This is a genomic window from Neobacillus endophyticus (assembly GCF_013248975.1).
Taxonomy (GTDB): Bacteria; Bacillota; Bacilli; order Bacillales; family Cytobacillaceae; genus Neobacillus; species Neobacillus endophyticus.
On record NZ_JABRWH010000003.1, the window covers coordinates 15,163 to 37,029 of the forward strand.

Consider the following 21,867-nt stretch of genomic DNA (forward strand, 5'->3'; position numbering starts at 1 on the left):
ACCGGTGGGATGATTTTGATAAAAAAATAGCCCTCAAGAGAGCAATATTCTCAAGGGGCATCAATTAGCTATATTAAAAGGGGGTTATATGAAAAAGTCTGTCACTTTCATGCTTGTATCATACCTAATTAAGCTTAACAAATTATTAATTTATACTCCCTTTTTTTATGGATAAGCCCAAACGCCCAACTATGTGGCATATATTCATAAAGGGTGATTAATTTGGATAAATATCTTCGTCAAAGAATTAAAATCAATTTTTTGAAAATCGGTGAAATGGGTAATACAGCAGTTTTGCAAATTGGAACTGCTGGTGTTATTAAACGATACTCACAACTACAGCAATATGGATATTCTATAGCTGCTGCATCTCCTCCTCAATTACAGTTAGCCCCAGCTGTCCCATTGCAATCACCAGTACGAAATAAACTACAGAAAGCTACACTCTTTTAAATTTTAGCCCCCTTCATTTATGAAGCCGTGTGAAAAGTGTAATTGGATGAATGTGTTTTTTGAACACAATTGTGGTGGCTCAAACCCATTACTTTTTTACATCAATAATATCTATCTAGCTGCTTATCAAATTGATAAATAGCTACTGAATCCAAAAATGGGCTGAGTATGATTCCCCAACTGCAGGGGAATTTTTTTTTGCAGCAGAGAACGATGGATAGAATTTTAAATGATTTAGGCTGGAATAGAGGATATTATGTAAACTGAGAAGAGTGTTTTTGAAAACATATTTTATAAAATATTTATATATCAGTTAAATATCAAAATACACGACAAAACAATCCTTATGTAAGGGTAAAAAGGACAGTGGGTTTCACCCATCATCCGGGTGAAAGTAAAAAAGCATGGTTTCCTTTTCCGGATCCATGCTCATTTTTTTAAATTCCCCATTGTTCCTTCAATTTGGTTAAGAACTTCATCATGGTACCATCATCTTTTGTAACATCTGGATGAAATTTTTTTGAAGCTTCCCGGTAAATCTTTTTAAGCATCCCTTTTTCGTCGTCAGTGTAGTTACTGCCATTACTTACGGAGTAACCACCAAAATTATAACTATTGTAGTTACTTTGATAATTTCTTTCGTAACTACGTTTCTGGTATTCCTCTCGAACAGTTTTTTGAAATTTTACTTCTTCTAGATATGCTTTATTTCGCAAAGTTCCATATATGTCATAGCAATAATCATAAGTATCGGAACCATATTCTTTTTCAAATTCCTGTTTATCTGAAAGGTATTTATTAATAATCTCATCATGCTTAGCTTTTGTTTTATATTCCTCAGTCAATTCGAATTCTTTCTTGACCTGTTCTATGATTGGGTCCAATTTTAAATATACCATATCCCAGAGTTCTGTTTCAGTAATCCCAATCTGATCCAGCTTTGCATCTAATTTTTTTTGCAGAAGGTAATCCCCTGCCCATGATGTATTCGCAACAATATCATAGTAACCCATTGTACAAATAACCCATTGTTTCTTTTTAACTTTACCGTTTTCACGGTAACTTTTATGGATGCAGATTTTATAAGCATCTTTTATTGGTCGTTCGAATCGTTCATCACTATATCGATATGAATATTTTGTTTTTAGTGGTTGACCGGCAATTCCGAAAGATGTGCTGGAAACAGTTAATTCTTTGTAATGACCATATTGATTAGGCTTTTTATTGGTTACTTTTTGAATGACACAATACATCGTTTTCTTCTCCCATGTAGTTACTTTGTATTTGTATTTAGTAACTTCAATTTGGCGTACTGTCCACCTAAAATAGTTATTGTTTTAGCTTAATAAAACTTCAATAACCTTTTTTATTTTTTCTTTCTCAGTTCGGGTGAGTAATCGGTTTTTAAAAACAATATCATAATTGGAATCCAATAAATCGTTTAGATCTAACTCTAACTCTTCAAATTCCATATCCGTATTCTGTGGTGGACTAACTGACGGAAACATATCGGAAATACCCTTTTCCAGTATGGTATTAACAAAATCAACATTCTCATATACATTTCCTATTTTTCGTAGGTTCACTAACGATAGAGGAACCCTATCCGATTCAGCGTATTGAATTGTCTCCACACTTATTTCACATTTTTGGCTTAACTGTTCAACAGTCATATTGTTTAAGAGCCTTTGATGTATTAAGTAATTAGCCATACTGTCTCTTCCAGTTAGATAATCGATTGGTACGTTTAGACATTTAGCTAAAATCTTTATGGTTTCGTCTCTAGGCGTAGCCTTTCCATTCTCCCACCGTGAAACCATTCCTTTGTTAATTTTAAGATTGTACTGACTCTCAAGAGTTTTTATTAAATTATCTATAGTTTTAAAGGTGCATTTTCTAGCAACTTTTAACCTTTCTCCAGAAAAAAACATGGAGATCCTCCTCCTGAAATTTATTCTATATCATTCATTCTATACTTTTTGTTGCTTTTAATGCAACAAAATATAGTTTAAAATGCGATTGTTGTTTACAATGCAACATAAATAATTTAAAATAATAAAAAAGTTGTATTTAATGCAACTATGAGAGGAGGAGGGTGAATGGTTGAAATTAAATTAGATGATGAGGAATTAAAATCTATCTATTTAGAAGAGGTTCAAAAAAGATTAGATGATATTGAACTTCATTCAATGTTGATGGACAGTAAGCAATTATGTAAAATGCTTAATCTTTCGTGGCCAACAATTGAAAAACTTTTTCTAAGTGATCCCAATTTTCCATCTATACGTATTGGGAAAAAGTGGCTGTTTAATCGAAGGTTTGTTCAGGAATACATTGACAACTGGTCAATTGTGATGAAGAAACAAGTGTAGGTGTGAGGTGATATGGAAAGCCCAAAAATTTCAGGTGGATACATTATTCTTTCTCGAAAGATTATTGAAAGCGAGATATGGGAAAAGCCACCTTTATATATAAAAGTTTGGATTTATTTATTAACGAAAGCACAGCATGCCGAATTTAAAAAGTTAAAGCGTGGCCAATTGTTTACTTCTATCCCGGAGATCATGGAGGCGTGTAGCTGGAAGGTTGGGTACCGAACAGTAAAACCAACAAAGGACCAAATTTTTCAAGTAATTGACTGGCTACGAAAAGGAAACGAAAGCTCCCACGAAGGGGAGACCAAAGCAACGATGATAACAACCACGAAAGCAACGCAAGGATTATTGATAAACATTGATAACTACGATCATTATCAGACTCCTAAGAATTACGAAAGCAACGAGGAAGGCAACGACGAAGAAGAAGCGAAAGCAACAAGAAAGCAACGGCAACCCGATAATATAAACAAGAATGATAAGAATGTAAAGAATGACAAGAATGAAAATAAAAACAATATACCTTTGGAAATTGAGAATTTCCGTCTTAGGTACTCTAAAAATCAATTAAAAATTATTGATGATTACCTAGAAATGATTAGGCACACAAGAGTAAGTGCTAAAGTATCTAACTCAGTGATCTTAGGAATGTATAAGGAATGGGATAAACATCCTCCAATATGTGTGGAATATGGTTTAAAAACACATACAGAAAATCCTGCTTATCATTCTAAAAAGGAAAATTACACGTTGGGGATTATTCGTAATACTCCAGCTGATGAAGCTGCCAAAAAGCTAGTAGGGGTATCTAAACAGCATACCCAAATTGATTTTACAGAATTGGCAGAGGAGGCAGGTAATGGATAGAAAAGAAGTGGCCCAGTTGCTGAATTATGTAAATGTAGCCTTCCCTAATTTCCTTAGAGATAACAAGCCCGAAACTGTTTTGGATTTTTGGTTTAGAGGCCTTAAGGACTTTGAGTACGAGAAAGTTTTGGACAACCTTGTTAATTATGCTCAAATCAATGAATTTCCACCGAAAATTAAAGATTTAGTGGATGGGTTGATTGTTAATGAACATTACAACATACCGGGAATAGAGGAAACCAAAAAGATTATGGATAGCTATCAAGTCCCAAAAGAACAAAGGGTACCTCCTGACGAATTGAAGAAATTGTTTAAGCAACAATTTGGGGGAGAACGGGAGAAAAAAGCATGATTGAATCCTTTTACAATATAGAGGCTGAAAGAAGCGTTTTAGGAGCAATTCTTCTTGAACCAGATGAGGTACTAGAAAAAATCGAATTGAACCATTTAGATTTTTTCGAAGAAAAAAATCGCTATATAGTAAAAGCTATTCAAGCTTTAATGGCAGCGAACCATCCTGTTGACTTGGTAACTTTAACAACCTGGCTCGCTGAAAATAAGTTGATTGAAAATATTGGTGGAGTTTCATATTTAAGTGATTTGTCCGGTTTAGTTCCTACAACCAAAAACGTTGAGTTTTACCAAGGTATTATCAAAAAGAATGCTAAAAAGCGGAAAATCCAAAAGACTTTGCAGCGGATGCAAGACAAGTTATATGAAGTTGAAGATGAAGACGAAATAGACAATCTTGTATCATCTGGAATCAACGTTTTGACTGATGCAGGCACTTCGAAAGAGACCGGGTTTACCCATATTAAAGACGTAATGATGGACGTTTTAGATAATGCAGAGATTGAAAGAGGGGAAGTTGTTGGTATTCCTACAGGGTTTTCAGAATTAGATCGAATGCTGAGTGGGTGGAAGCCGGGGGAATTAATTATAGTCGGTGCAAGGCCTTCTATGGGTAAAACCCAGTTTGCGTTAAATTTAACCACCAAAGCTGCACGATACGGTGCTTTAGTTCCGTTTTATTCTTTGGAAATGGTTAATAGATCATTGGGACAAAGGATACTAGCAAGTGAAGCTCAAGTGAACTCAAGAAATATAAAAATTGGCACAACGGCCTTAACAGCTGAGAATTGGTCAAGGTTGTTTCATGAAGCTGGCCTACTTGGCGATTCTGACATTTTACTCAATGACAAAAGCGGGGTTACAGTCCACACCATACGCAAGGATTTAACCAAGCTAAGAAAGCAAAATCCAGATCGTAAAATCCTATGTTTTATCGATTACCTCCAGCTGATTCAAGGTGACCCGAAACACAAAGGTAACAGAACACAAGAAATAAGCGAAATAAGCCGGAGTTTGAAGACCATTGCATTGGATTTGAATCTGACCATTGTTTCATTAAGTCAGTTAAGCCGAGGAGTGGAACAACGTCAGAATAAAAGGCCTGTTATGAGTGACATTCGGGAAAGCGGAAGCATTGAGCAGGATGCAGATGTCATTGCCTTTCTTTATAGGGATGATTATTACGACAAGGAAAGCGAAAACAAAAATATTGTTGAATGTATTATCGCCAAACAAAGGGATGGAGCAACTGGAACGGTACAATTAGTGTTTATTAAAGAATATGGGCGCTTTGTCAATATAGAGAGAAGACTTGAAAACTAATAAAACTCAATGCCTGACAACTAGAACGATTACGTTGGATTATCGCAGAAGACTTGCCGAAGAAAATTGTAAAGAAAATAGGTGTTCATAATTTGAATACTTTTTATCTGTTCGAATTTATCAGAAAACGTAACGGTAATGTCTCAGATCATGAAATAGTTTCAAAGTTTAAAAATGTCTCCAGTGATGAAATTTTCCATGCAAAATGCCTTGTTGAAGATAGCAAAAGAAAACACAATGATTTGTCAAAAGGAAAGGGGAATTATCGAAATGGAAATTGAAAAAGCGTTGATTATTAAGACAAAGACTTCTGAGCAAACAGATCTGGTAAAGAGATTAAGAGAAGTTGGAAGAGTCACAGGACAGGAAATAATATTGGTTCCTCACGGCGTTACGGATATCTGGATTACCATTGAAGATATTGTAAATAACCCCGACTATGTAGTAATCCTTCAGAGTTCAGATAATGGCTATAACTGTGTAGACCTTGATGCTGTTAATGGGTTCAATTGTTTAGATGAGTGTTGGGAATACGCTAGGGTAGTAATGAAAGAAGCTGGATTGCCTGAAGATAGCTGCGATTCCGATGTTTGGGAAAGTGATGCACCTTTGAAGGAAGGCGTTGTCTTATAAACGCCCTATCGCTTTATCAATATACGGACAAAGAATTAAAGAAATTGCTCCCAACACTTACAGTTCTAGTTGATAGCAGGGAACAGGAAAACCTTCATATCATCAACTATTTCAACTCCAAGAAAATCCCGTACAAAGTAAAGAAAAACGATACTGCTGATTATGCTGCCATGATACCTAAGAACCCGGAATTAGGGATTGTAAGAGATTTATATATCCCGGTTGCAATAGAGCGGAAAAACAGCGTGGACGAGCTTGCGCAAAGCATAAAAGATCGGACGAGATGGGAAAACGAATTGATTCGGTCCCAAAAATTACACTTCACCTTAATCGTCGAGGATCCAAACGGTTACGAAAACATCATACTTGGTCTATATCGATCCCATTATGAACCAAAATCCTTGCTAGCAAGTCTTAAAACATTTGAAGCCAGGTACAACTTCTCTACGGTATTCATTCCGAAAACCGTAAGCGGAAACTACATTTACCATCACCTTTATTACCATGCCAGGAGTTTATTAAAGGATTAAGAAAGGAGCGATTGTTTTGGAAACGACATTAGACAATATTGATTTTCAAGCAGAAAGTGAAAATGCAGAGCTTGCAATAACAATTTTAAGAGCATTTATCGATTGTGCATTAGAAAATGAACCAGCTGCAGTTGTAATAACGAAGTTAAGAAAATTTATCGAATCTGTGGAGCTAGGTGAAGAATTTGCTGAGTTCTTCAGGGATCCAGCTGAGGAATATTTTTATAATCATTATGGCAATCACAAGGAAGCCGAGCAACGATATCAAGAGTTTTTAAAATTCGCAACCAAACACGGATTATGTAGTTATTAATAATATAAATATTAACTTTAACGACAACATTAATTGTGGAGTGATTTCATGGATATTCGGCACTTCTTCGATAAGTTCATTGATACTTCAAGCTTCACTGATGACCAGTTAAGACAATTGTTACAGGCAGAAAAAGAACGATCAGAATTTAAAAGAATCGTAGCTTTTAATAAAAAAACACTTCAATTGGAGGAAGGAAAGTAATGGTCTTTTTCAATAAAAATGGACAAGCAGTAAAAAATTCCGATTCTCAAGTTAAACAGGTAGAGGAAGCTTCTTTAGACCAGTTAGAAACAACGATTCAGCAATTGGTGAAAAAAATAGAATTAGAAAACGAAAAAAATCAACGTGTAATCAAACTTCAAAAGAATAAATTGGAGCAATTACAAGGTCAGATGCAAACTCTTTTAAGCCAAGAAGGCAATTATAATTATGACTTTTCCTCTGGTCGAGTAAAGGGGTTTGAACTTGAACAATTAGGCAAGAAAATGGCGAAATTATCTGAGCAGATTTCACAAAAAAGGCATGAAGTTAAAAGCTTGGAACTCGATATTGCAATATTAGAGAGATCAAGGGATGAGGAGTCCATCGGAGCATTAGTGCAGGCTTGGAAAGATTACGAGACCAAAATGTTTAGTGAGTTTATTTCCCCGTTAGAACTTGAAATTACAGCAGCCAAAGCATTTTACTTTGAAAAGTTGAAACAGCTTAGAAGCAAATATAATATGCTGGAAGGTCTCACAGTCCATTTGACAGCCGGTGTCCTTGGTAACGAGCCAATCAATATTTATAACTGGGTAAATTCAATTCATAACAAACCTCAATTGTTAATCACTAAGGATGATGAACTAAAGGAATTTACCATTATGAACACCTATCGGGCTGAATAGGGGGCGTTGCGCTTGATTAGAACTAAACGAGTAAAAGATCTTGAACAAAAGATGATTGAATATGAAAATGCCATGCGTGTTGTCGAATTATTTCTCGTTGAAAATGATTTATTGGACCAATTTAGCGCCTTTGTCAAATCGGTTGTCGAGGAATTCGAAAAAAGCCATCTAAATTAAGGAGTTTGAAATGGAAAGATTAAAAGAGTTAATAAACCGAAAGCCTAGCCGTTGGGGAAACTTAACAATCAAGGTATTTGAAAGGGACTTGAAAATATTACAAGAAGCTTGTAATGACTTGATTGCTCGTGAGGAATATGTAAAACACTTACAAACGGAAAACGAGGAATTAAAAGAAAAGGCTAAACAACTGGAACAAGAACTCGATCAACTTAACCTCCTGTAGTTAAATTACGATTGAGAAAAAGGGGCCAAAATTAAAAATTTCATTTTGGCTCCATATAGAAATCTGACTATATCAATCTAAATTAAAAATTCATAACATAAGCACAATTATGTAGGTGCTGTTTTAAAGGAAAAATCGAGCAGATAGGGTGGTTACCCATAGGACGGAGGTTGGTGATATGTCCCTAAGAGAAGCAGCGGAAGTGTCTCTTCATATAAAGGAAATTGGATCTACTGTTGAAGTAAAGGAGGGCATTTCTCTTTGGAAAATAAGAAAAGCTGTGCACGAATACTCCGAATTACTCAATAAGCGAGAGAAACTTCAAAAAAGACTTATTCAGGTTAGTGGGAGGGATTTTGACCAAGAAATAGCCATAACTAAGCGACTAGAAGAAGTGGAACAGCTTATAGAAATCATTAATGATGCGGTAATTGGTGAGGAAATTCTAACAGCAAGAGAAGCTACTATGGTAGATCATCGAATTGATGGGGAAACGTTAAAGGAAATCAGTGAATTCTTTCTCCTTAGTAGCCAAAGAGTAAATCAAATATTGCATGCTGCCTATAAAAAAATTTCTGATGCTGCTAAAGCTAGATATGAGTAGGTAAAAGTTATGTACCGGATGAGCCAATCAGAATATACGCAATATGAATTAGCTGAAAGACGTTTACAGGAGTTACGAATTCAACATGCCTATGAAATACAACAAGCTTATGACGACATTCATCCTACCCGTTCTGCATTTGATTATGGTATAGGGTCCATTTATTCAGAAAGTGTAGATCCAGTTGAGTATGCTATTCATCTGATCGAATTAAAAGAAGGTCATGAACAGCAAGAAAAATGGTGGAGTTTACGAGCAGAAGCTTTTTCAGAAGCTTATAAAAAACTCACGTTTCAAGAACAAAGCTCTTTAAGTAAATTTGAATACGGTAAATATCAGGAACGGCAAAATGTTTGGAATAGGCTAAGGGCTATTTTAGAGGAAATCATTGAAACAAAGCCAGAATTACAACGTAAATCTGTCTCTCTGGATCTAATTGATAATATCGAAGAAGCAGATATGCAGATTGATAAAATGAGCATGAAAGAATTGCTTGAGGATTATTGGGATAAGGACGAGGAAAAATTTGAAGAGCCTAAGAAAGAACATACTCCAACAGAAAATTTTCATATACAACCAAAGATATCTGTTTTCGGTGTGACAACATATTACCTTTCTCCAGAAGAACTTGAGGAATACAGGAGTGGAAAGAAAGGTGGCACTAGGTGGTTTACCTATTCTGATTATTCCCGAATGAAAAAAGCTGGTATGAGCTATAAAGAAATTGCAGCCGAAATGGGAATTGAAACATCTATACTTTCTCAAAGAGTAAGAGCTTGGAAGGGAAGTAGTTTTAAAAAGAAATCAGTAGGAGTTTAAATGTGAACAGGTCACGGGCTCCACCATAAAATTAACATTAATATTAATATTAGTGAAAACAAATATGTATTTATTATCGTTAATGATAATTTGTTACAAAAGATGCGTTTTGTAAAAGAGGTGATACCATTGGACAAGCAGTTTCAGAGGTTGGTAGAGCTGGAGAAAAAGAAAGATGCGGGGACTATTACTAAGAGCGAACAGACTAGGATGGATAAGCTCATCATGAGGTACATCAGAAAGATGGAGAAGGAGTCTCTGAAATATCAAAGTCTTCTTCTTGAGCAGAACAAAACAATAGTCACACAAACCAATCTTTTAACAGCACAGGATGACATAATGAAACAATGTCACCTGTTCTTAAAAGAAAAGGGACTATTAGAAGAATATAAGGTGTTTGCTCAACAAAATAAAATATCATAGGCGGTGATTAAATGTCAGATATGCTCCTCGCCGTAGAAATACGGGCACTCGACTTCTTCACAGGACCATTAAGGTCAATGATCAGTTCAGTTACGGCAGCAGAAGGCAAATTTAAAACCCTTAACAACGCCATGAAAATGATGGGGAAAAGCAGAGCGGAAATCGATGCGATCAATGCCTCATTAACAAGAATGGGTGACCAAAAAGCATTTGCAAACATGGCTAGCGATTTACAAAGAGTGGGTATGGCAAGACAAGATATTGCTGCAATGGAATCCAGTTATATGCGAATGGCTCAATACCAACGTGATATGGCTGCTGCTCAAGCTGAGTATACGGCAGGTCGAGACTTAGCAATGTCGGGGGTTGGGAATCTTGCAACAGGAGCTTTTGGGGCATTCGGGCTTTTCGAAATGGTCAAAAAAGCTGGGGAATTCCAAGCAAACATGACCGTTATTCAAGATTCAACAGGGGCCAGCACAAAACAAATGCAAGCATTCGGCGATGCGGTCATGAATACATCGGCAGCTGTTTCTAAATTTAATGACATGCAAGTTTCTCAGATAGCTCAAAAACTAACCTCTGGTGGATTCAGTAATATTAAACAGGCTCAAAGCTTGTTGTTACCCGTGTCAAAATATGCTGAAGTTCAGATGTATGAGCATAAATCAAGTGATGCTCTTCAAAGTACACAGCAAGCCATTGAAATGGCTCACGTATTTAAGAACTATGACCCAAAAAGCTTCGAAAACTTTTTGAATGATTTTAATAAATACTCAATGATGCAACCGGGGGATAGTAGTTCACTCGTACAAACTTTGACCTATTTAGCTCCTAAAGCCCAGACATTGGGAATGAGCCAAAGCGATATTCTTGGATTATCTGCAGTAGCTAATAGGGTTGGATTGACTGGTTCACATGGTGGTACCAATGCAGCTGACATGATTCTGAGGTTAATTCCAGGACTAGTTGGCGGTGGCCCAACCAAAAAAGGCACACCTAAAGCATGGGCGGCAATGGAAAAGTTAGGGTTTGTAGATAAGAACGGGAACTCGCCATTCTTTGATAAGAACGGGAAAATTGTTAATCTTAACGGAATGCTCACCACCATGATAAATGATGGTAAGAAACTGAACAATAAAGACCTTACACAAGCCTATCACGACATTTTTGGGTCGTATGGTGGGAATGCTGCAAGTATCTTAGCTAATAAGACAACTCTAGAACAATTAACACAAATGCGAAAGCAATTGGGTCATACCAAGAGCATGGAGCAGATTAACGCAGATTTGCAGAAGACTCCGGAAGGTCAGTTAAATTTACTTAAATCCAACGGCATGTCCTTAATGCTTCGGGTAGGACAACAATTGGCAATGACATTGAATCCTGCGATAGCCAGCATCAATAAATTATTAGGCAGTATGTTGAAATTTTCAGAAGCTCATCCAGGAGTCGCAAAAGTAATTGGTGATTTTGCGCTTCTTTCAGTAGGCATGGTAACCACAACAGGCATAGTCAAAATTTTTGCTGGCTCATTTAAAATGCTAAAAGGTGCCTTTGGTATGCTAAAGCTCACATCGGAAGCAGGCGAATTAACGAAATTTGGTGCCATCTTAACATCTGGACCACTCCTTGCTGGAATAGCAGCCGTAGCAGCAGGAGGATACCTTATTTATAAAAACTGGGGAACTGTGGGTCCGTTTCTCAAAAAAATATGGAGTGACCTTAAGAATTTAGGTCAAGGATTATTCATGATTTTCACTGGAACAGGTGGAGGAAAGGGAATCGATCTCTTACAAAAACTCGGTTTTAGTAAAAATACTATATCAGGGTTAATGAAGATTGCCGGTAGTATCCCACCAATTATTAATCAAATAAAAACTACAGTTGGAAATGCAGCAAAATCAGTTTGGACAACTCTTACATCAGCATGGGGCGGGATTGTCTCCTTTGTTAAGTCCATTTGGCCACAAGTCATGCAAATTACTCGAACGGTTTGGCCAATCATTTCGACAATTGTAACAACTTATATGAAAAATGTCTGGATAGAAATTAAAACAGTCGGCACAATCATTGGAGCTACTTTTAAAGCTCTTTGGACAGCTCTTGTTCCCGTTGTTCAAACGACGTGGAATCTTTTTAGAGATATTATTAAAACAGAATGGGACTATATCTCAGGCTTAATTAAAATAGGCCTAGATTTATTGACTGGTAATTGGAAAAAGGCTTGGACAGATCTGAAAACCACGACTAGTTCCTTGTGGAAAGATGTTGGAAAAATCTTCACTGATGGATGGAATGGAATAAAGAAAATTGCCAGCGGTTGGAAAGATGCTGCTTTTCAATGGGGAAGTGACATTGTAAGTGGATTGGTTAACGGAATCACAGGTATGTTCGGAAATGCTCAAAAGGCTATTGAATCTTTAGGTGGTAACATTTCTAAGTGGTTCAAAGGTGTAGTGAAAAGTAATTCTCCATCCAAAGTCTTTATGGGACATGGGAAAGACATTGTACATGGTTTAGCTCTGGGTATTGATCGTAATGCAGGAATGGCTCACAAATCCACAGTTCAATTGGCTAATGGAGTTAACAAATCCTTTAACAGCAATAGCGGAGTAGCAGTTGGAGGTAGTGGAGCAGTCGAAATTCATATCCATCCTCATCCACATCAACGAGCAGAGGATATTGCCGAATTGGTTATCAAAAAGATGGGGAAAGTCACGCGTCGAAACATGATGAACGCAGGGACAACAGTTAATATGGGGGCATTTTAAGTTAGCTGAATTCAAATTTGAATTTTGGCTGGTAGATGGCGAACAACTTGTTTGCCCATCTACCACTCGATATTTTAACAAAGGGACAAGTGAAACATAATGAGAGAAATCGCAACGCATTTTACTAAAAGAGATAACGGAGTTTATTTATTTCATGATACAGTCGCAACTTTAAATAAAAATGAAGTAGTCCAGAATGTAATTAACGGTCTTGATAATGGTCTTGTTGTCACCGGCTTTGGATCAGTAGATGGAATTGTAATTCAGAATTGCAAGGTTGCTATTTTAAATTCATATGGAGCGGCAGTCGGCAATCTGTTTGTTTCCAATTGCCCGATATTAGTAAAAGGCTTCTCAGGAAGCAGAACAGGGAAAATTTATTCAGCTACTGAGCCTACCACCATTCTCCAGTACACCGGGAATGCAGGAGAATTAGGGACAACCTTAGAAGGATTCAATTTCCCTAAAAATCCAATTACTACAACAGCAAGTTCAAACAATATTATTAATTTATTTACCATACCGACGAGGCTTGCAGGTAGGCTGTCCATTCAAAATAACGATGGGGCAAATATGATGAGTTACCTTGTAGATCTTTCTTACAATGGAACGGATTTAACGACGACAGACGAAATTAAAGTCTTAGGCGGGGCAATAAATATTGCTTCCCTTAGCGTAGCAAATGGACAATTAGCTCTAACTTGTAATACAAGTAGCTCGATTACCTTGAATTTGGTGTTGGATTTCCAAGGAGAATTTTATCAAGCTTAGAAACTATTCGATTTTTAAATAAAGCAAAGTGGGTGAGCACGTTTGTTTGCCCACTCTTTAAACAGAAAGGAGTTGGGGAAATGAAAAACATTGTGAAAGTAAAGCACATTTTGTCAAAAATTGATGATTCCGAAGTGGAACTGCTAAACGCCGTTCAAGAAATGCAGAATGAGGGTTTGGAAGTTGATATAACACATTCAGTATTACCTAATGGCTTCCTTAGTGCAGTGATCAGCGGATATGAAGTTAAATAATTTGGAATAAAAAAGGGAAGGTGAGAACTGATGCGACCAGTTAGAATTAAAACTTTAGTGAAATCAAAGCAAGTAACTGCTAATCAAGTGGATTTCCATTCGGAAATGTTAAAAGTAAATCAGAAATTCGTTGACGAAGGATTAATGACAGAATGGGAACCACTACCCTGCAGTGATATTCATTCAATGTGTTCGATGATTAAAGGATATCAATATGAATTTTTTGATGAGTCCGGGCAAAAAATCAAAAGCTAAGCTTAGGGGATGAAGAGTATAAAATATACGTAATTAGTATTAATGTAAATATAAATATTAACATTAATATTTATATAATAATGTTATAATAGGAGCAGCATATTCTTACTCCTTTCCTTAAATACCTACTACTGTAATGGTGGTGGGTGTTTTTATTTTTACAAAAAATTATTTATCAAAAGCAAAATAAAGGTAAATAAATTCCTTTTACCGAATTAAAAAAGAAGTCACAGTATTAGTCGTGAACTTCTTATATATCGTAGTTGGAATTTATAATCGTTATTTAATCTTTGCTTGTTGTATTCTAAACAAAAGATTAGATCAAAAAGGGGAAGAAATTTATGAGCAAATTTTCTGCAAAGGTTGTTAAAAGATCAATTCGAGATTTTGAATCAGCAGCTTCTGACATTTTAAATGCGGGCTATAATACATACAAAGCAAGAATTAAGAGATTTGTATCAATTATAAATGAAGACAGTGTAATTAACTCCATAGTTACACCGTTAATGAATTTATCAGTTGATTTTGATCAAATACACACTTCAAATAATGGCTTTTGGGTTACGGAGTTAAACTTACCGACCGAAATAGACGGTCAAATTGCTTACGTTCTACAGATATTTAGTCAAGTATCAAAAGGGGAACTTTCCTTAGAAGGTTTATCTCATAGAATATATAAGCACTCGCAATTAGATGAAAATATACAACAATTTGTACTAGAAGTTGCTTCTCCGTGTTTAAGGGAGCTTCTTAATCGTTTAAATGATTTGGTCGAAGATGTGGTCGATGGTAAAGAAGAAATAACAGGAAGTACTCTGCAAATATTTAATTATGGACATATAAATGCTTCTGGTGGCAGCAATATTGCTATAGGTAAAGAGATAAATCAGACATCTCATTATGAAAATATCGTGAACAAAATAATGGATGAAGTAAACAAACACCAGCTAATTCCTGAAGAGAAAAAGGCCGAAGTAGAGAAAGTTGCAAATGAGGTCCAAGAGGAAATCAGTAAACCTGCACCTTCTCCGAGTAAACTAAAAGCTCTCGCTAATAAATTATATGGAATTGGAGAAGCGGCTTTATTAAAAGTGTTTTCTAAAGTCGTTACTGACCCACAATGGGGGCAAGCAGCATCACAGGCCATTTTTGATCATATAAATCTTTAAAACATCCTTTTGAGGGTGTTTTTTTATTGCAAAAAAAATAGAGCATATTCGCTCCCGTTAAGTACCAGCCCCACCTACGCTGCATACCATGATGGCCACCTTTGCCATCCGACCTAATTATATTGTAAATGAAAACGATTACAAAAATAAAGTTATTTGCTCAGTATTAAAAAATAAAGGAGTAGCCCAAATGGCTACCCCTCCCTCGATGTTGATTTAAATTTACCCTTATGTAGCAACCATTAATAAAGGTCGCTTCTAACTATTTAACTCGGCACAGCTTTCTTTTTTGGTATGAAAATGTAGACAAAATATGCAATTATTAAAACAGAACAGAATGTAAAATATAATTCCTCGTTGTAATGCCCAAAAAAATTCATGCCATCCCACATTATATGTGCACCGATGGCTGGCAGGATTGATTTATAATACAGGGTAGCAAAGATAAATGGAATATGTCCCAATCCAATTGCAAGAACGGCGGTAAAAGGACTATGAAATGCGTGTAGAAGTCCAAAAATCAGTGAGGATCCTAAGAGGGAAAATAGGAATCTTCTTAATAATTCGCCAGGCAGTAATGTAAATAAGCCAATAAAAGTCAATACACATAAAAACTCTTCGCCGAAACCAATCAATGGTAATATCGAGTTTAACTTCAAATATTGCGATCCCGTATAAACTACGCCATCTAACCCCTGCGGGTTGTCAGTACCTATAATTTTTACCCCTATCATGCCCAGTATAGCGCTTGCTGCAAATATCCCAAAGACAATTTTAATGTTTTTCTTAAATGACCCATTGGGTTTTAGTAACAGTTCTCTTCTTCCAACAAGTAAAGCATAAGCAATCATAACGAAATAACATAAAATTGAGTCAAAGTATGAATTTTTAAGAAAGTTGGCATTTAACATAACGATTGTTAGAGGTACGATTGCAAAAAATAGAACACCTTTAGTTAATGAAACCTCCTCTAAGTATTTGATGTTTTTTCTAAATGCACTAAACATGTTGTCCCCCTCCCGTTTTTACCATCTTATTACCCTTGTTTAGGATGTAGTACAAAAGTACCTTTTAAAAGATGAATAAATAAAAAAGAGTCATAGGTTCAAGTATTTAAAGGAATCTAAATGAAGGTGTCTTTTTATTGCGATTTAACCTATACATAACTCAGGTTATGTTGCGAATTTACGAGAATGGTTAGGAACATAAATATTTAATAAAATATTTCGGCTATACTTGGTAAAAAAATATATATTCGACATGAATATACATGGTAAATTAAAGGCTAGGAGGGTGTTTATGGAAACCAATATATCCTTATTTTCCTTGATTTTTACTGGAGTTGGAGTGTTAGCGACGATAGTTTTTAGTTTCCTATTATGGAAGGCTACGAAAAATGCAGCTGATACAGCAAGAGCAACACTTGAATTGAGTAAGGAATTGTATGAGCGAGAAGAACAAAGACAGAAGGAATTTAATGAAATCAGAAAGAAACAGTTAGCTCGTCAAATATGGAGAGAGTCGGAAAAAGCTTATTACGCAATTGTTGATGTAGACCCGTTGAATATTTTGAATAAGTTAGAATCTGCACCATCTGATCTTCATGTTGATAAAGAAGAAATCATTAAGTATTTTCCAAGAGAACAAGTAGAAATTATTTTCAAAGCTTGGGACGCGTATATTGATTACAAAGAGCAGAAACAAAAACTTTACGAAGTATCTGGCATTGCAGTGGTAATTAGCCAAGCGGAGCTAGATGCTGTGTCAAAAGAGGTTGAACCAATAGTCTTGGCATTTAGCAATTTAGAAAATATGATCAAATATCAAGTTCTAAAAGAAGCATCGTAAAAAATGGTGCTTTTTTTTGTTGGTAATTTTAAGCCCCTAAAATTTAGTCGGATTTCCCTTTAAAAGTTAATGCTACAGAGTGTATTTGTCGGAAAATCGGTGTCATTTCGAAAGGACTGAACCCCTGAAAAATCTAGAAAGAAAAGAGCCAAGGCCTATGAATCGATTCATAGGGAGAAGTGGGTACCCCTCAGATATACCCATTTGAACCTATGACCATAACTTAAACGGTATTCGAATATTAGAGATTTGAAGGTACACTAATTTATTTGGCCTGAATCCTATAGAATTATTTATTTTTTCAAGGTGTTCGAACAGTGATTTGCGGCTGTTACAATGATTATTTTGCAAGAAATCTCCTATAAAACTCCATTATTTACCTCGTAATTTTTTTATTTTTCAAAGGGGTTAGAATTTAGCCTGCATGAAGCTACGATGTTATTGAGATCGAGGAAAGGAGGAAAATCATTATGTTTAATGATAAAGTTACTGTTCTTTTTTGTATTCCAATGGCTGACTGGTTCTATCTTCAAAATATGATTATGAACCAAAGCTCAATCAATTTCCGTGATATTGAACTGCTTAACAATTTATTTGAGTCAGCATCAGTTGAAATGGAAACATTTACTAGCTTCAACATTGATGATGATGACTTACCACTGTAAGAAAAAAAGAATATGACGGCTAAATGCCGTCTAAGGAGGAAAAACATATGTCCGAGGAGCAATTGTCTGAAAATGAACTACAATTATCTGTTGAAGATTTAAAAAGGATAAGAGAAGAAGAAGAGTTAGCGTGGCAAGAGTTTTTTCGTGAGGAAGAAGAAAGATTTGAAAAGGAAGTAGAAGAGTACTATAGAACGTTAGAAAATAACAGTGAAGCCGTTATATCATTTAGCCTTGAAGAACTTAATCGGTTACTGACAGCAGTGCAGAATTCAGGCTCAGAATTAAAAAATCTGAATTTAGCGATGAAAATTCGAGAAGCCATCAATTCATTTCCATTTTTAAAAAAGAGGGCGGCGTAAAATTACGTCGTCCTCTAATTTATATTGTTAATTTTGTTTATTCTTAAAATTACTTTGTGCTTTTTGGAAATCATTAAAAAATGCTGTTTCTTTTTGATTTATAGTTTTTAAATCCATGTTACTGTCATGCATAATGTAACTATTATAAGCCATATCCCATTCAAATAATGATTGCCATGCCATCATAACGTCGTTTCTTTTATCAAATTGGGCATCGAGCCCCTTGGAAGTTGTAGTATTTACTTTGTCGAATCTCTTCCATCCTTCTGCATTTTCTTTACCGATAAAAATCGAAACATTCGATGAGTTCGGATTCTCGTTTACCTCTTGAAGTAAATTAGAATGAAATTGATCCATAAATGTAAGAAAACCCTCTAAATACTGGTCTGAAACAGGAGTATCCACAGATAATACATTTGAATTCTTTGCGGGGTTATCTTTAACTGTTTTTGGCACTTGTTTAACTGTTTTAGTTGCTTCAATGGCTTTCGATTTCTGTTTTTGACTAACACTCGCTTTCTGTGAACTTCCTGGATCAATTGCAAAACATATCACTAGCACAACTAAACAACCTGCAGCATATAACCACATTTTTTTTGTTTTACCAGTACCTTTTAATTTCGATCTAATTGCAAGTACAATAAAAACAACCAATGCTATAAAACTAATATCTCCAATGAACGGTATCATTAAAAGGCTCCTTATTATTTTATGGACAAACATTACTAGATAAATTTTACTATCTTTTACAATAAAAGGAACACTTGCTTTTCGACAAAAACCATATGCGCATTAAAATTATTGTTAATATTTATGCTAATGTTATTGTTAATAAAGAAGTTGTTCAATCACTGAATGTCCTCTTTTGTATAAACGCGGCAATTAACTTTGTATTCAGTACAGAGGTCTTTCAGTTTATCTCGGCGAAGCGTTGATATCGTATAAAAAACAAGGGTTGGGATTTGATTGAATTGTTCTTTCATTACCGGATTTAGCTTGGAGTATAACTCGATTTTCTTTTTGTTATCAGCCATTGATTGAGTGCGATCGACCTCCAGAAAATAATAATTGCCTGTAAGTGTGAAAGTAGCATCTGGAATAAGCGTAATATCTACATAAGTAAAGCCCTCTTTATATTTAAATTGAATGGGTTCTTCTATTCTCCAGTCTTTCGGGCAGTAATAGTACAGATACATATCATTTCTCATCAGGTGGTGTTCGATCTGTAGGCTCCATTTCGCCTCTATCGTGCTTCCGACTAATTCCCTTCCTTTTGCGTTTAGGTAATAAATATTCCTGCCTTGGTGTGTCTTCACTTGAAGGTATTCCTTCATGGATCCTAGAATTTTTAAGGCGTTTCTGTCTGTCCCTAGCTGGTGCTTTATTTGGAGCTGCTCCCTTGTCGCGAATCGCATTACCTCCAAACTTAATAAGATTTCCTCCTGGCGTTGTTGTTTCTTCTCCACTTGCGTAAGGTACTTCATTCTTGCTTACTCCTTTCGCATACTTTTCTAATCGGGTCCACATTTCGTCCTGGCTTAAAAATGGAACCTGTAATTCCTTCAATTCGTGTGTTTTAAATAAGGCCCTCCCTTTTACATCAGAGGGCAATTCCTCAGCTCCTAAATCGTCTATGGCCACTCCTGATGCGTATCCACTTGGTAAACGGAAACTAATCTTTGCATCAGCGTTCTGTTTAATCATCCGGGGAAGTGTGTCAGCTGTAGGATATTGAGTGGCAAATATCAGACGGTACCCCAAGGCTCCAGTAAGATACGCGATCTTGGCTAATTGTGTTTGGCAGTAATTCAATTGTTTTTTCATTGTTTCAGGCATCCATTTTTCAGGGGCAAGTTGTGCAGCTTCATCGACAATCACAAAGCGTCTTTTCTTAATCTTGGTATCTACTACATTGGATAAGTAGTTTTGACGGAAATAAACGTAGTCTTTTTGGTATTGAGATTCGAGGAAATCTAATAATTGAGTGGCATCGAGAGGATTCCCAGCAACGTATTTTATTTGTTTCAAATTTTCATAGCGTCCAAACTCCAATAATCCTTTTAAATCTATGATGTAAAATTCTACATCTTCCGGATGCGTTTCAATTAGATATGTCATCATCATTCGCAGCATAACGGATTTACCAAAGCGAGTAGTGCCGGCAACGGTCATATGAGGAACGTGATCGAAATTGTGCCAAATCATTCCATGTATTGCCTTGCCTATTGGAACTATCCAGCCTTTTTTATTTTTAGGCACATCTGTGTAAGGGAACATTGTTGACAATTCCTCATCATAAACACTGATATTTAACGTCTTCTTGAATTCAATTGAAACAGGTTTTTGCAAACCATCGGTAAAGACTTTTGCTTCTTTTTCTTTCTTTTGCATATTAGAGGCTCCAAGACCTGGTATGATGCTAAACTTATAAATGGTCCCCAAGCGGATTGCTTTTGAAGGATCAAAGCATTTTTTATGGATGACAGTACTGTTTCCTGAATTCCAATACACTTCAGAGCCTACATTTACCTCGTTTTTGCAAGTTTTACACTTGCCCTTGCATTTAGTTTCAATCATCTCAAAACCTTCGTAAATGGCCTTCTTTGACTTGTAGCGAGGGATTCTTAGCTTCCCGTCCTTCTCTCGGATACCATAACCGACATTTTTAAAGATAAGCTCAATTTTTTTTCGATCATTTTGTTTTCCCTTTGGAATAAAGGCGGCAGCTCCAATTAAAGCTGGAACGATTGCCCATTCAAGCATGATTTTTCACCTCGGTAGTTTCGCAACAAAATGCGAATTCGAAAAAATTGGGGAGGGGCCCAGTAACGACGTAGGAGTATTGGGAAGGGACCTAATAGTTTTAAGCAATCAGTACTGAATTGTACAAGCAGAATGCTATAAAAATACTAATATCGGTACATACCAAAGAAATTTCTGCAACCTAGCCTACTAAAAGTACCAACTTCCAGCATAGCATCAGAAAGCCGAATCCCATAGCCCCATAGCTCACTGCACGCACTAGCGTTTCATTGATCGTCACGCCAAGCTTTTCAAGGGCAATCAGTATCAAAAGAGTCGAGCCTAAACCTATGAAAAAGGTCAAGCCCCCATCTATCCCAGACAAGATGCTAGGCTTTGGACCGATCATAAAAACTTTGAATGGAATAACTTTCACCATCTTCCACCCCTTTCACCCAGCCATAGATATAGCCAATGGAAAAACCAACGCAGCCGAAAAATATACCTAGCATTCTTCCTCACTCCAATTTTTCCGATTCGCAATCGCTTCTTTTACTGATGCTTTAGCTAACCATGCTTGAAAATCAGCCAACAATTGAAGCAGTTCAATTAGAGTGAGTTGATTTTCTTTTCGTAAATCAAACAATTTATCGGCTAATACGGATCTCAGCATGCTCATTTCCATTAGGGTTTTAGGTTTCGGCATTTTAGGAATATCCACGACTAGTTCCCTCCCCTCATTGCCCAGCAGTAATCGCAAACATCCTCATTATTCGTAAAAAGGTAAGAATCCCTGACCTGACCACAATCTTTGCATTGCTGCTCCATGCTTACCCCTCCCAGTAGCGGTTAATGATTTTCTTCTCAATTCGTTTGAAATAGTCCACTCTGGTTGCATCGAATCGATACATATGGTCGAGAATCATTTCGTGCTGCTCTTTGGTCTTGGCTTTATCACATAGGTCATTTAAGGTAGCAATATCCATCAGATACCAGGATTTTTCTAATTCGTTGAATGGATTGTGATTGTAAGTTTTGGCTTC

Annotated in this window: 31 protein-coding genes and 1 pseudogene; 23 read left to right on the forward strand and 9 right to left on the reverse strand. The window is 36.2% G+C overall.

All coding sequences use genetic code 11. The annotated features are described in order from the left end of the window. Nucleotides 1-276: 276 nt before the first annotated feature. Complete coding sequence (locus HPT25_RS28060) at nt 277-453, forward strand: hypothetical protein (protein ID WP_246277429.1); 177 nt, start codon at nt 277-279, stop codon at nt 451-453. A gap of 437 nt (nt 454-890) precedes the next feature. Here HPT25_RS28060 and HPT25_RS28065 read toward each other — a convergent pair whose 3' ends face one another. Both HPT25_RS28065 and HPT25_RS28070 read right to left on the reverse strand, forming a co-directional pair. Continuing rightward, complete coding sequence (locus HPT25_RS28065; protein WP_173072143.1) at nt 891-1,706, reverse strand: hypothetical protein; 816 nt, start codon at nt 1,704-1,706, stop codon at nt 891-893. Between the two features lie 84 nt (nt 1,707-1,790). Continuing rightward, complete coding sequence (locus HPT25_RS28070; RefSeq protein WP_173072144.1) at nt 1,791-2,384, reverse strand: helix-turn-helix transcriptional regulator; 594 nt, start codon at nt 2,382-2,384, stop codon at nt 1,791-1,793. A 168-nt stretch (nt 2,385-2,552) separates the two neighbouring features. Here HPT25_RS28070 and HPT25_RS28075 point away from each other — a divergent pair, with 168 nt between their 5' ends. The 19 genes from HPT25_RS28075 to HPT25_RS28165 all read left to right on the forward strand — a co-directional run bounded on the left by HPT25_RS28075 (nt 2,553) and on the right by HPT25_RS28165 (nt 15,207). Then, complete coding sequence (locus HPT25_RS28075; RefSeq protein WP_173072146.1) at nt 2,553-2,825, forward strand: MerR family transcriptional regulator; 273 nt, start codon at nt 2,553-2,555, stop codon at nt 2,823-2,825. A gap of 12 nt (nt 2,826-2,837) precedes the next feature. After that, complete coding sequence (locus HPT25_RS28080) at nt 2,838-3,695, forward strand: hypothetical protein (protein ID WP_173072148.1); 858 nt, start codon at nt 2,838-2,840, stop codon at nt 3,693-3,695. Next, nucleotides 3,688-4,047 (forward strand): replicative helicase loader/inhibitor, encoded by a 360-nt coding sequence (locus tag HPT25_RS28085; RefSeq protein ID WP_173072150.1) that lies wholly within the window; start codon nt 3,688-3,690, stop codon nt 4,045-4,047. The genes HPT25_RS28080 and HPT25_RS28085 overlap by 8 nt, the downstream gene beginning before the upstream one ends. Next, on the forward strand, nt 4,044-5,369 hold the full coding sequence (gene dnaB, locus HPT25_RS28090) for a replicative DNA helicase (RefSeq protein WP_173072152.1): 1,326 nt from the start codon (nt 4,044-4,046) through the stop codon (nt 5,367-5,369). The genes HPT25_RS28085 and dnaB overlap by 4 nt, the downstream gene beginning before the upstream one ends. Before the next feature lie 270 nt (nt 5,370-5,639). Continuing rightward, nucleotides 5,640-6,002, forward strand: a complete 363-nt coding sequence (locus HPT25_RS28095; protein WP_173072154.1) for a hypothetical protein — start codon at nt 5,640-5,642, stop codon at nt 6,000-6,002. A 44-nt stretch (nt 6,003-6,046) separates the two neighbouring features. Further along, on the forward strand, nt 6,047-6,532 hold the full coding sequence (locus HPT25_RS28100) for an ERCC4 domain-containing protein (protein WP_217270037.1): 486 nt from the start codon (nt 6,047-6,049) through the stop codon (nt 6,530-6,532). A gap of 16 nt (nt 6,533-6,548) precedes the next feature. After that, nucleotides 6,549-6,845, forward strand: coding sequence for a hypothetical protein (locus HPT25_RS28105; RefSeq protein WP_173072156.1), 297 nt, complete (start codon nt 6,549-6,551; stop codon nt 6,843-6,845). Between the two features lie 48 nt (nt 6,846-6,893). Further along, nucleotides 6,894-7,049, forward strand: coding sequence for a hypothetical protein (locus HPT25_RS28110; protein ID WP_173072158.1), 156 nt, complete (start codon nt 6,894-6,896; stop codon nt 7,047-7,049). Continuing rightward, nucleotides 7,049-7,735: a hypothetical protein gene (locus tag HPT25_RS28115; RefSeq protein ID WP_173072160.1), complete on the forward strand. Its 687-nt coding sequence runs from the start codon at nt 7,049-7,051 to the stop codon at nt 7,733-7,735. Before HPT25_RS28110 ends, HPT25_RS28115 begins: the two co-directional genes overlap by 1 nt. A gap of 12 nt (nt 7,736-7,747) precedes the next feature. Then, a complete protein-coding gene (locus HPT25_RS28120; protein ID WP_173072162.1) occupies nt 7,748-7,912 on the forward strand; it encodes a hypothetical protein in 165 nt (54 codons plus the stop codon). 10 nt (nt 7,913-7,922) lie between these two features. After that, nucleotides 7,923-8,138 (forward strand): hypothetical protein, encoded by a 216-nt coding sequence (locus HPT25_RS28125; RefSeq protein WP_173072164.1) that lies wholly within the window; start codon nt 7,923-7,925, stop codon nt 8,136-8,138. Nucleotides 8,139-8,316: 178 nt separating this feature from the next. Continuing rightward, the gene (locus tag HPT25_RS28130) at nt 8,317-8,742 is read left to right on the forward strand and encodes a hypothetical protein (RefSeq protein WP_173072166.1); all 426 of its coding nucleotides are present in this window, start codon (nt 8,317-8,319) and stop codon (nt 8,740-8,742) included. Between the two features lie 9 nt (nt 8,743-8,751). Continuing rightward, a complete protein-coding gene (locus HPT25_RS28135; RefSeq protein WP_173072168.1) occupies nt 8,752-9,561 on the forward strand; it encodes a hypothetical protein in 810 nt (269 codons plus the stop codon). Between the two features lie 102 nt (nt 9,562-9,663). Continuing rightward, a complete protein-coding gene (locus HPT25_RS28140; RefSeq protein WP_217270038.1) occupies nt 9,664-9,984 on the forward strand; it encodes a hypothetical protein in 321 nt (106 codons plus the stop codon). A gap of 11 nt (nt 9,985-9,995) precedes the next feature. After that, on the forward strand, nt 9,996-12,758 hold the full coding sequence (locus HPT25_RS28145) for a phage tail tape measure protein (RefSeq protein WP_173072172.1): 2,763 nt from the start codon (nt 9,996-9,998) through the stop codon (nt 12,756-12,758). A gap of 99 nt (nt 12,759-12,857) precedes the next feature. Then, nucleotides 12,858-13,529, forward strand: coding sequence for a hypothetical protein (locus tag HPT25_RS28150; protein WP_173072174.1), 672 nt, complete (start codon nt 12,858-12,860; stop codon nt 13,527-13,529). 80 nt (nt 13,530-13,609) lie between these two features. Continuing rightward, the gene (locus tag HPT25_RS28155; protein WP_173072176.1) at nt 13,610-13,783 is read left to right on the forward strand and encodes a hypothetical protein; all 174 of its coding nucleotides are present in this window, start codon (nt 13,610-13,612) and stop codon (nt 13,781-13,783) included. Between the two features lie 30 nt (nt 13,784-13,813). Then, nucleotides 13,814-14,038: a hypothetical protein gene (locus HPT25_RS28160; protein ID WP_173072178.1), complete on the forward strand. Its 225-nt coding sequence runs from the start codon at nt 13,814-13,816 to the stop codon at nt 14,036-14,038. Nucleotides 14,039-14,379: 341 nt separating this feature from the next. Further along, nucleotides 14,380-15,207 carry a hypothetical protein gene (locus tag HPT25_RS28165; RefSeq protein WP_173072180.1) on the forward strand — a complete coding sequence of 276 codons (828 nt, stop codon included), beginning with the start codon at nt 14,380-14,382 and terminating at the stop codon, nt 15,205-15,207. Between the two features lie 266 nt (nt 15,208-15,473). Here the strand turns inward: HPT25_RS28165 and HPT25_RS28170 are convergent, their stop codons facing one another. Then, on the reverse strand, nt 15,474-16,214 hold the full coding sequence (locus HPT25_RS28170) for a CPBP family intramembrane glutamic endopeptidase (protein ID WP_173072182.1): 741 nt from the start codon (nt 16,212-16,214) through the stop codon (nt 15,474-15,476). Between the two features lie 292 nt (nt 16,215-16,506). Between HPT25_RS28170 and HPT25_RS28175 the strand changes: the two genes are divergently transcribed. The 3 genes from HPT25_RS28175 to HPT25_RS28185 all read left to right on the forward strand — a co-directional run bounded on the left by HPT25_RS28175 (nt 16,507) and on the right by HPT25_RS28185 (nt 18,082). Then, nucleotides 16,507-17,055: a hypothetical protein gene (locus HPT25_RS28175; RefSeq protein ID WP_173072184.1), complete on the forward strand. Its 549-nt coding sequence runs from the start codon at nt 16,507-16,509 to the stop codon at nt 17,053-17,055. A 470-nt stretch (nt 17,056-17,525) separates the two neighbouring features. Continuing rightward, nucleotides 17,526-17,720, forward strand: a complete 195-nt coding sequence (locus tag HPT25_RS28180) for a hypothetical protein (protein ID WP_173072186.1) — start codon at nt 17,526-17,528, stop codon at nt 17,718-17,720. Nucleotides 17,721-17,767: 47 nt separating this feature from the next. Next, nucleotides 17,768-18,082: a hypothetical protein gene (locus HPT25_RS28185; RefSeq protein ID WP_173072188.1), complete on the forward strand. Its 315-nt coding sequence runs from the start codon at nt 17,768-17,770 to the stop codon at nt 18,080-18,082. Between the two features lie 27 nt (nt 18,083-18,109). Here the strand turns inward: HPT25_RS28185 and HPT25_RS28190 are convergent, their stop codons facing one another. The 6 genes and pseudogenes from HPT25_RS28190 to HPT25_RS28215 all read right to left on the reverse strand — a co-directional run. Next, nucleotides 18,110-18,772, reverse strand: a complete 663-nt coding sequence (locus tag HPT25_RS28190) for a hypothetical protein (RefSeq protein WP_173072190.1) — start codon at nt 18,770-18,772, stop codon at nt 18,110-18,112. A 158-nt stretch (nt 18,773-18,930) separates the two neighbouring features. Then, complete coding sequence (locus tag HPT25_RS28195) at nt 18,931-19,566, reverse strand: replication-relaxation family protein (RefSeq protein WP_312857373.1); 636 nt, start codon at nt 19,564-19,566, stop codon at nt 18,931-18,933. 430 nt (nt 19,567-19,996) lie between these two features. Then, a pseudogene (locus HPT25_RS29320) lies at nt 19,997-20,845 on the reverse strand (FtsK/SpoIIIE domain-containing protein); the annotation flags it as partial. Nucleotides 20,846-21,026: 181 nt separating this feature from the next. Next, entirely contained in the window at nt 21,027-21,263 is a 237-nt protein-coding gene (locus HPT25_RS28205) for a hypothetical protein (RefSeq protein ID WP_173072194.1), read from the reverse strand. A gap of 66 nt (nt 21,264-21,329) precedes the next feature. After that, complete coding sequence (locus tag HPT25_RS28210; protein ID WP_173072196.1) at nt 21,330-21,545, reverse strand: hypothetical protein; 216 nt, start codon at nt 21,543-21,545, stop codon at nt 21,330-21,332. A 109-nt stretch (nt 21,546-21,654) separates the two neighbouring features. Further along, nucleotides 21,655-21,867: hypothetical protein (locus tag HPT25_RS28215; RefSeq protein WP_173072198.1), on the reverse strand; the 213-nt coding region annotated here is incomplete at its 5' end.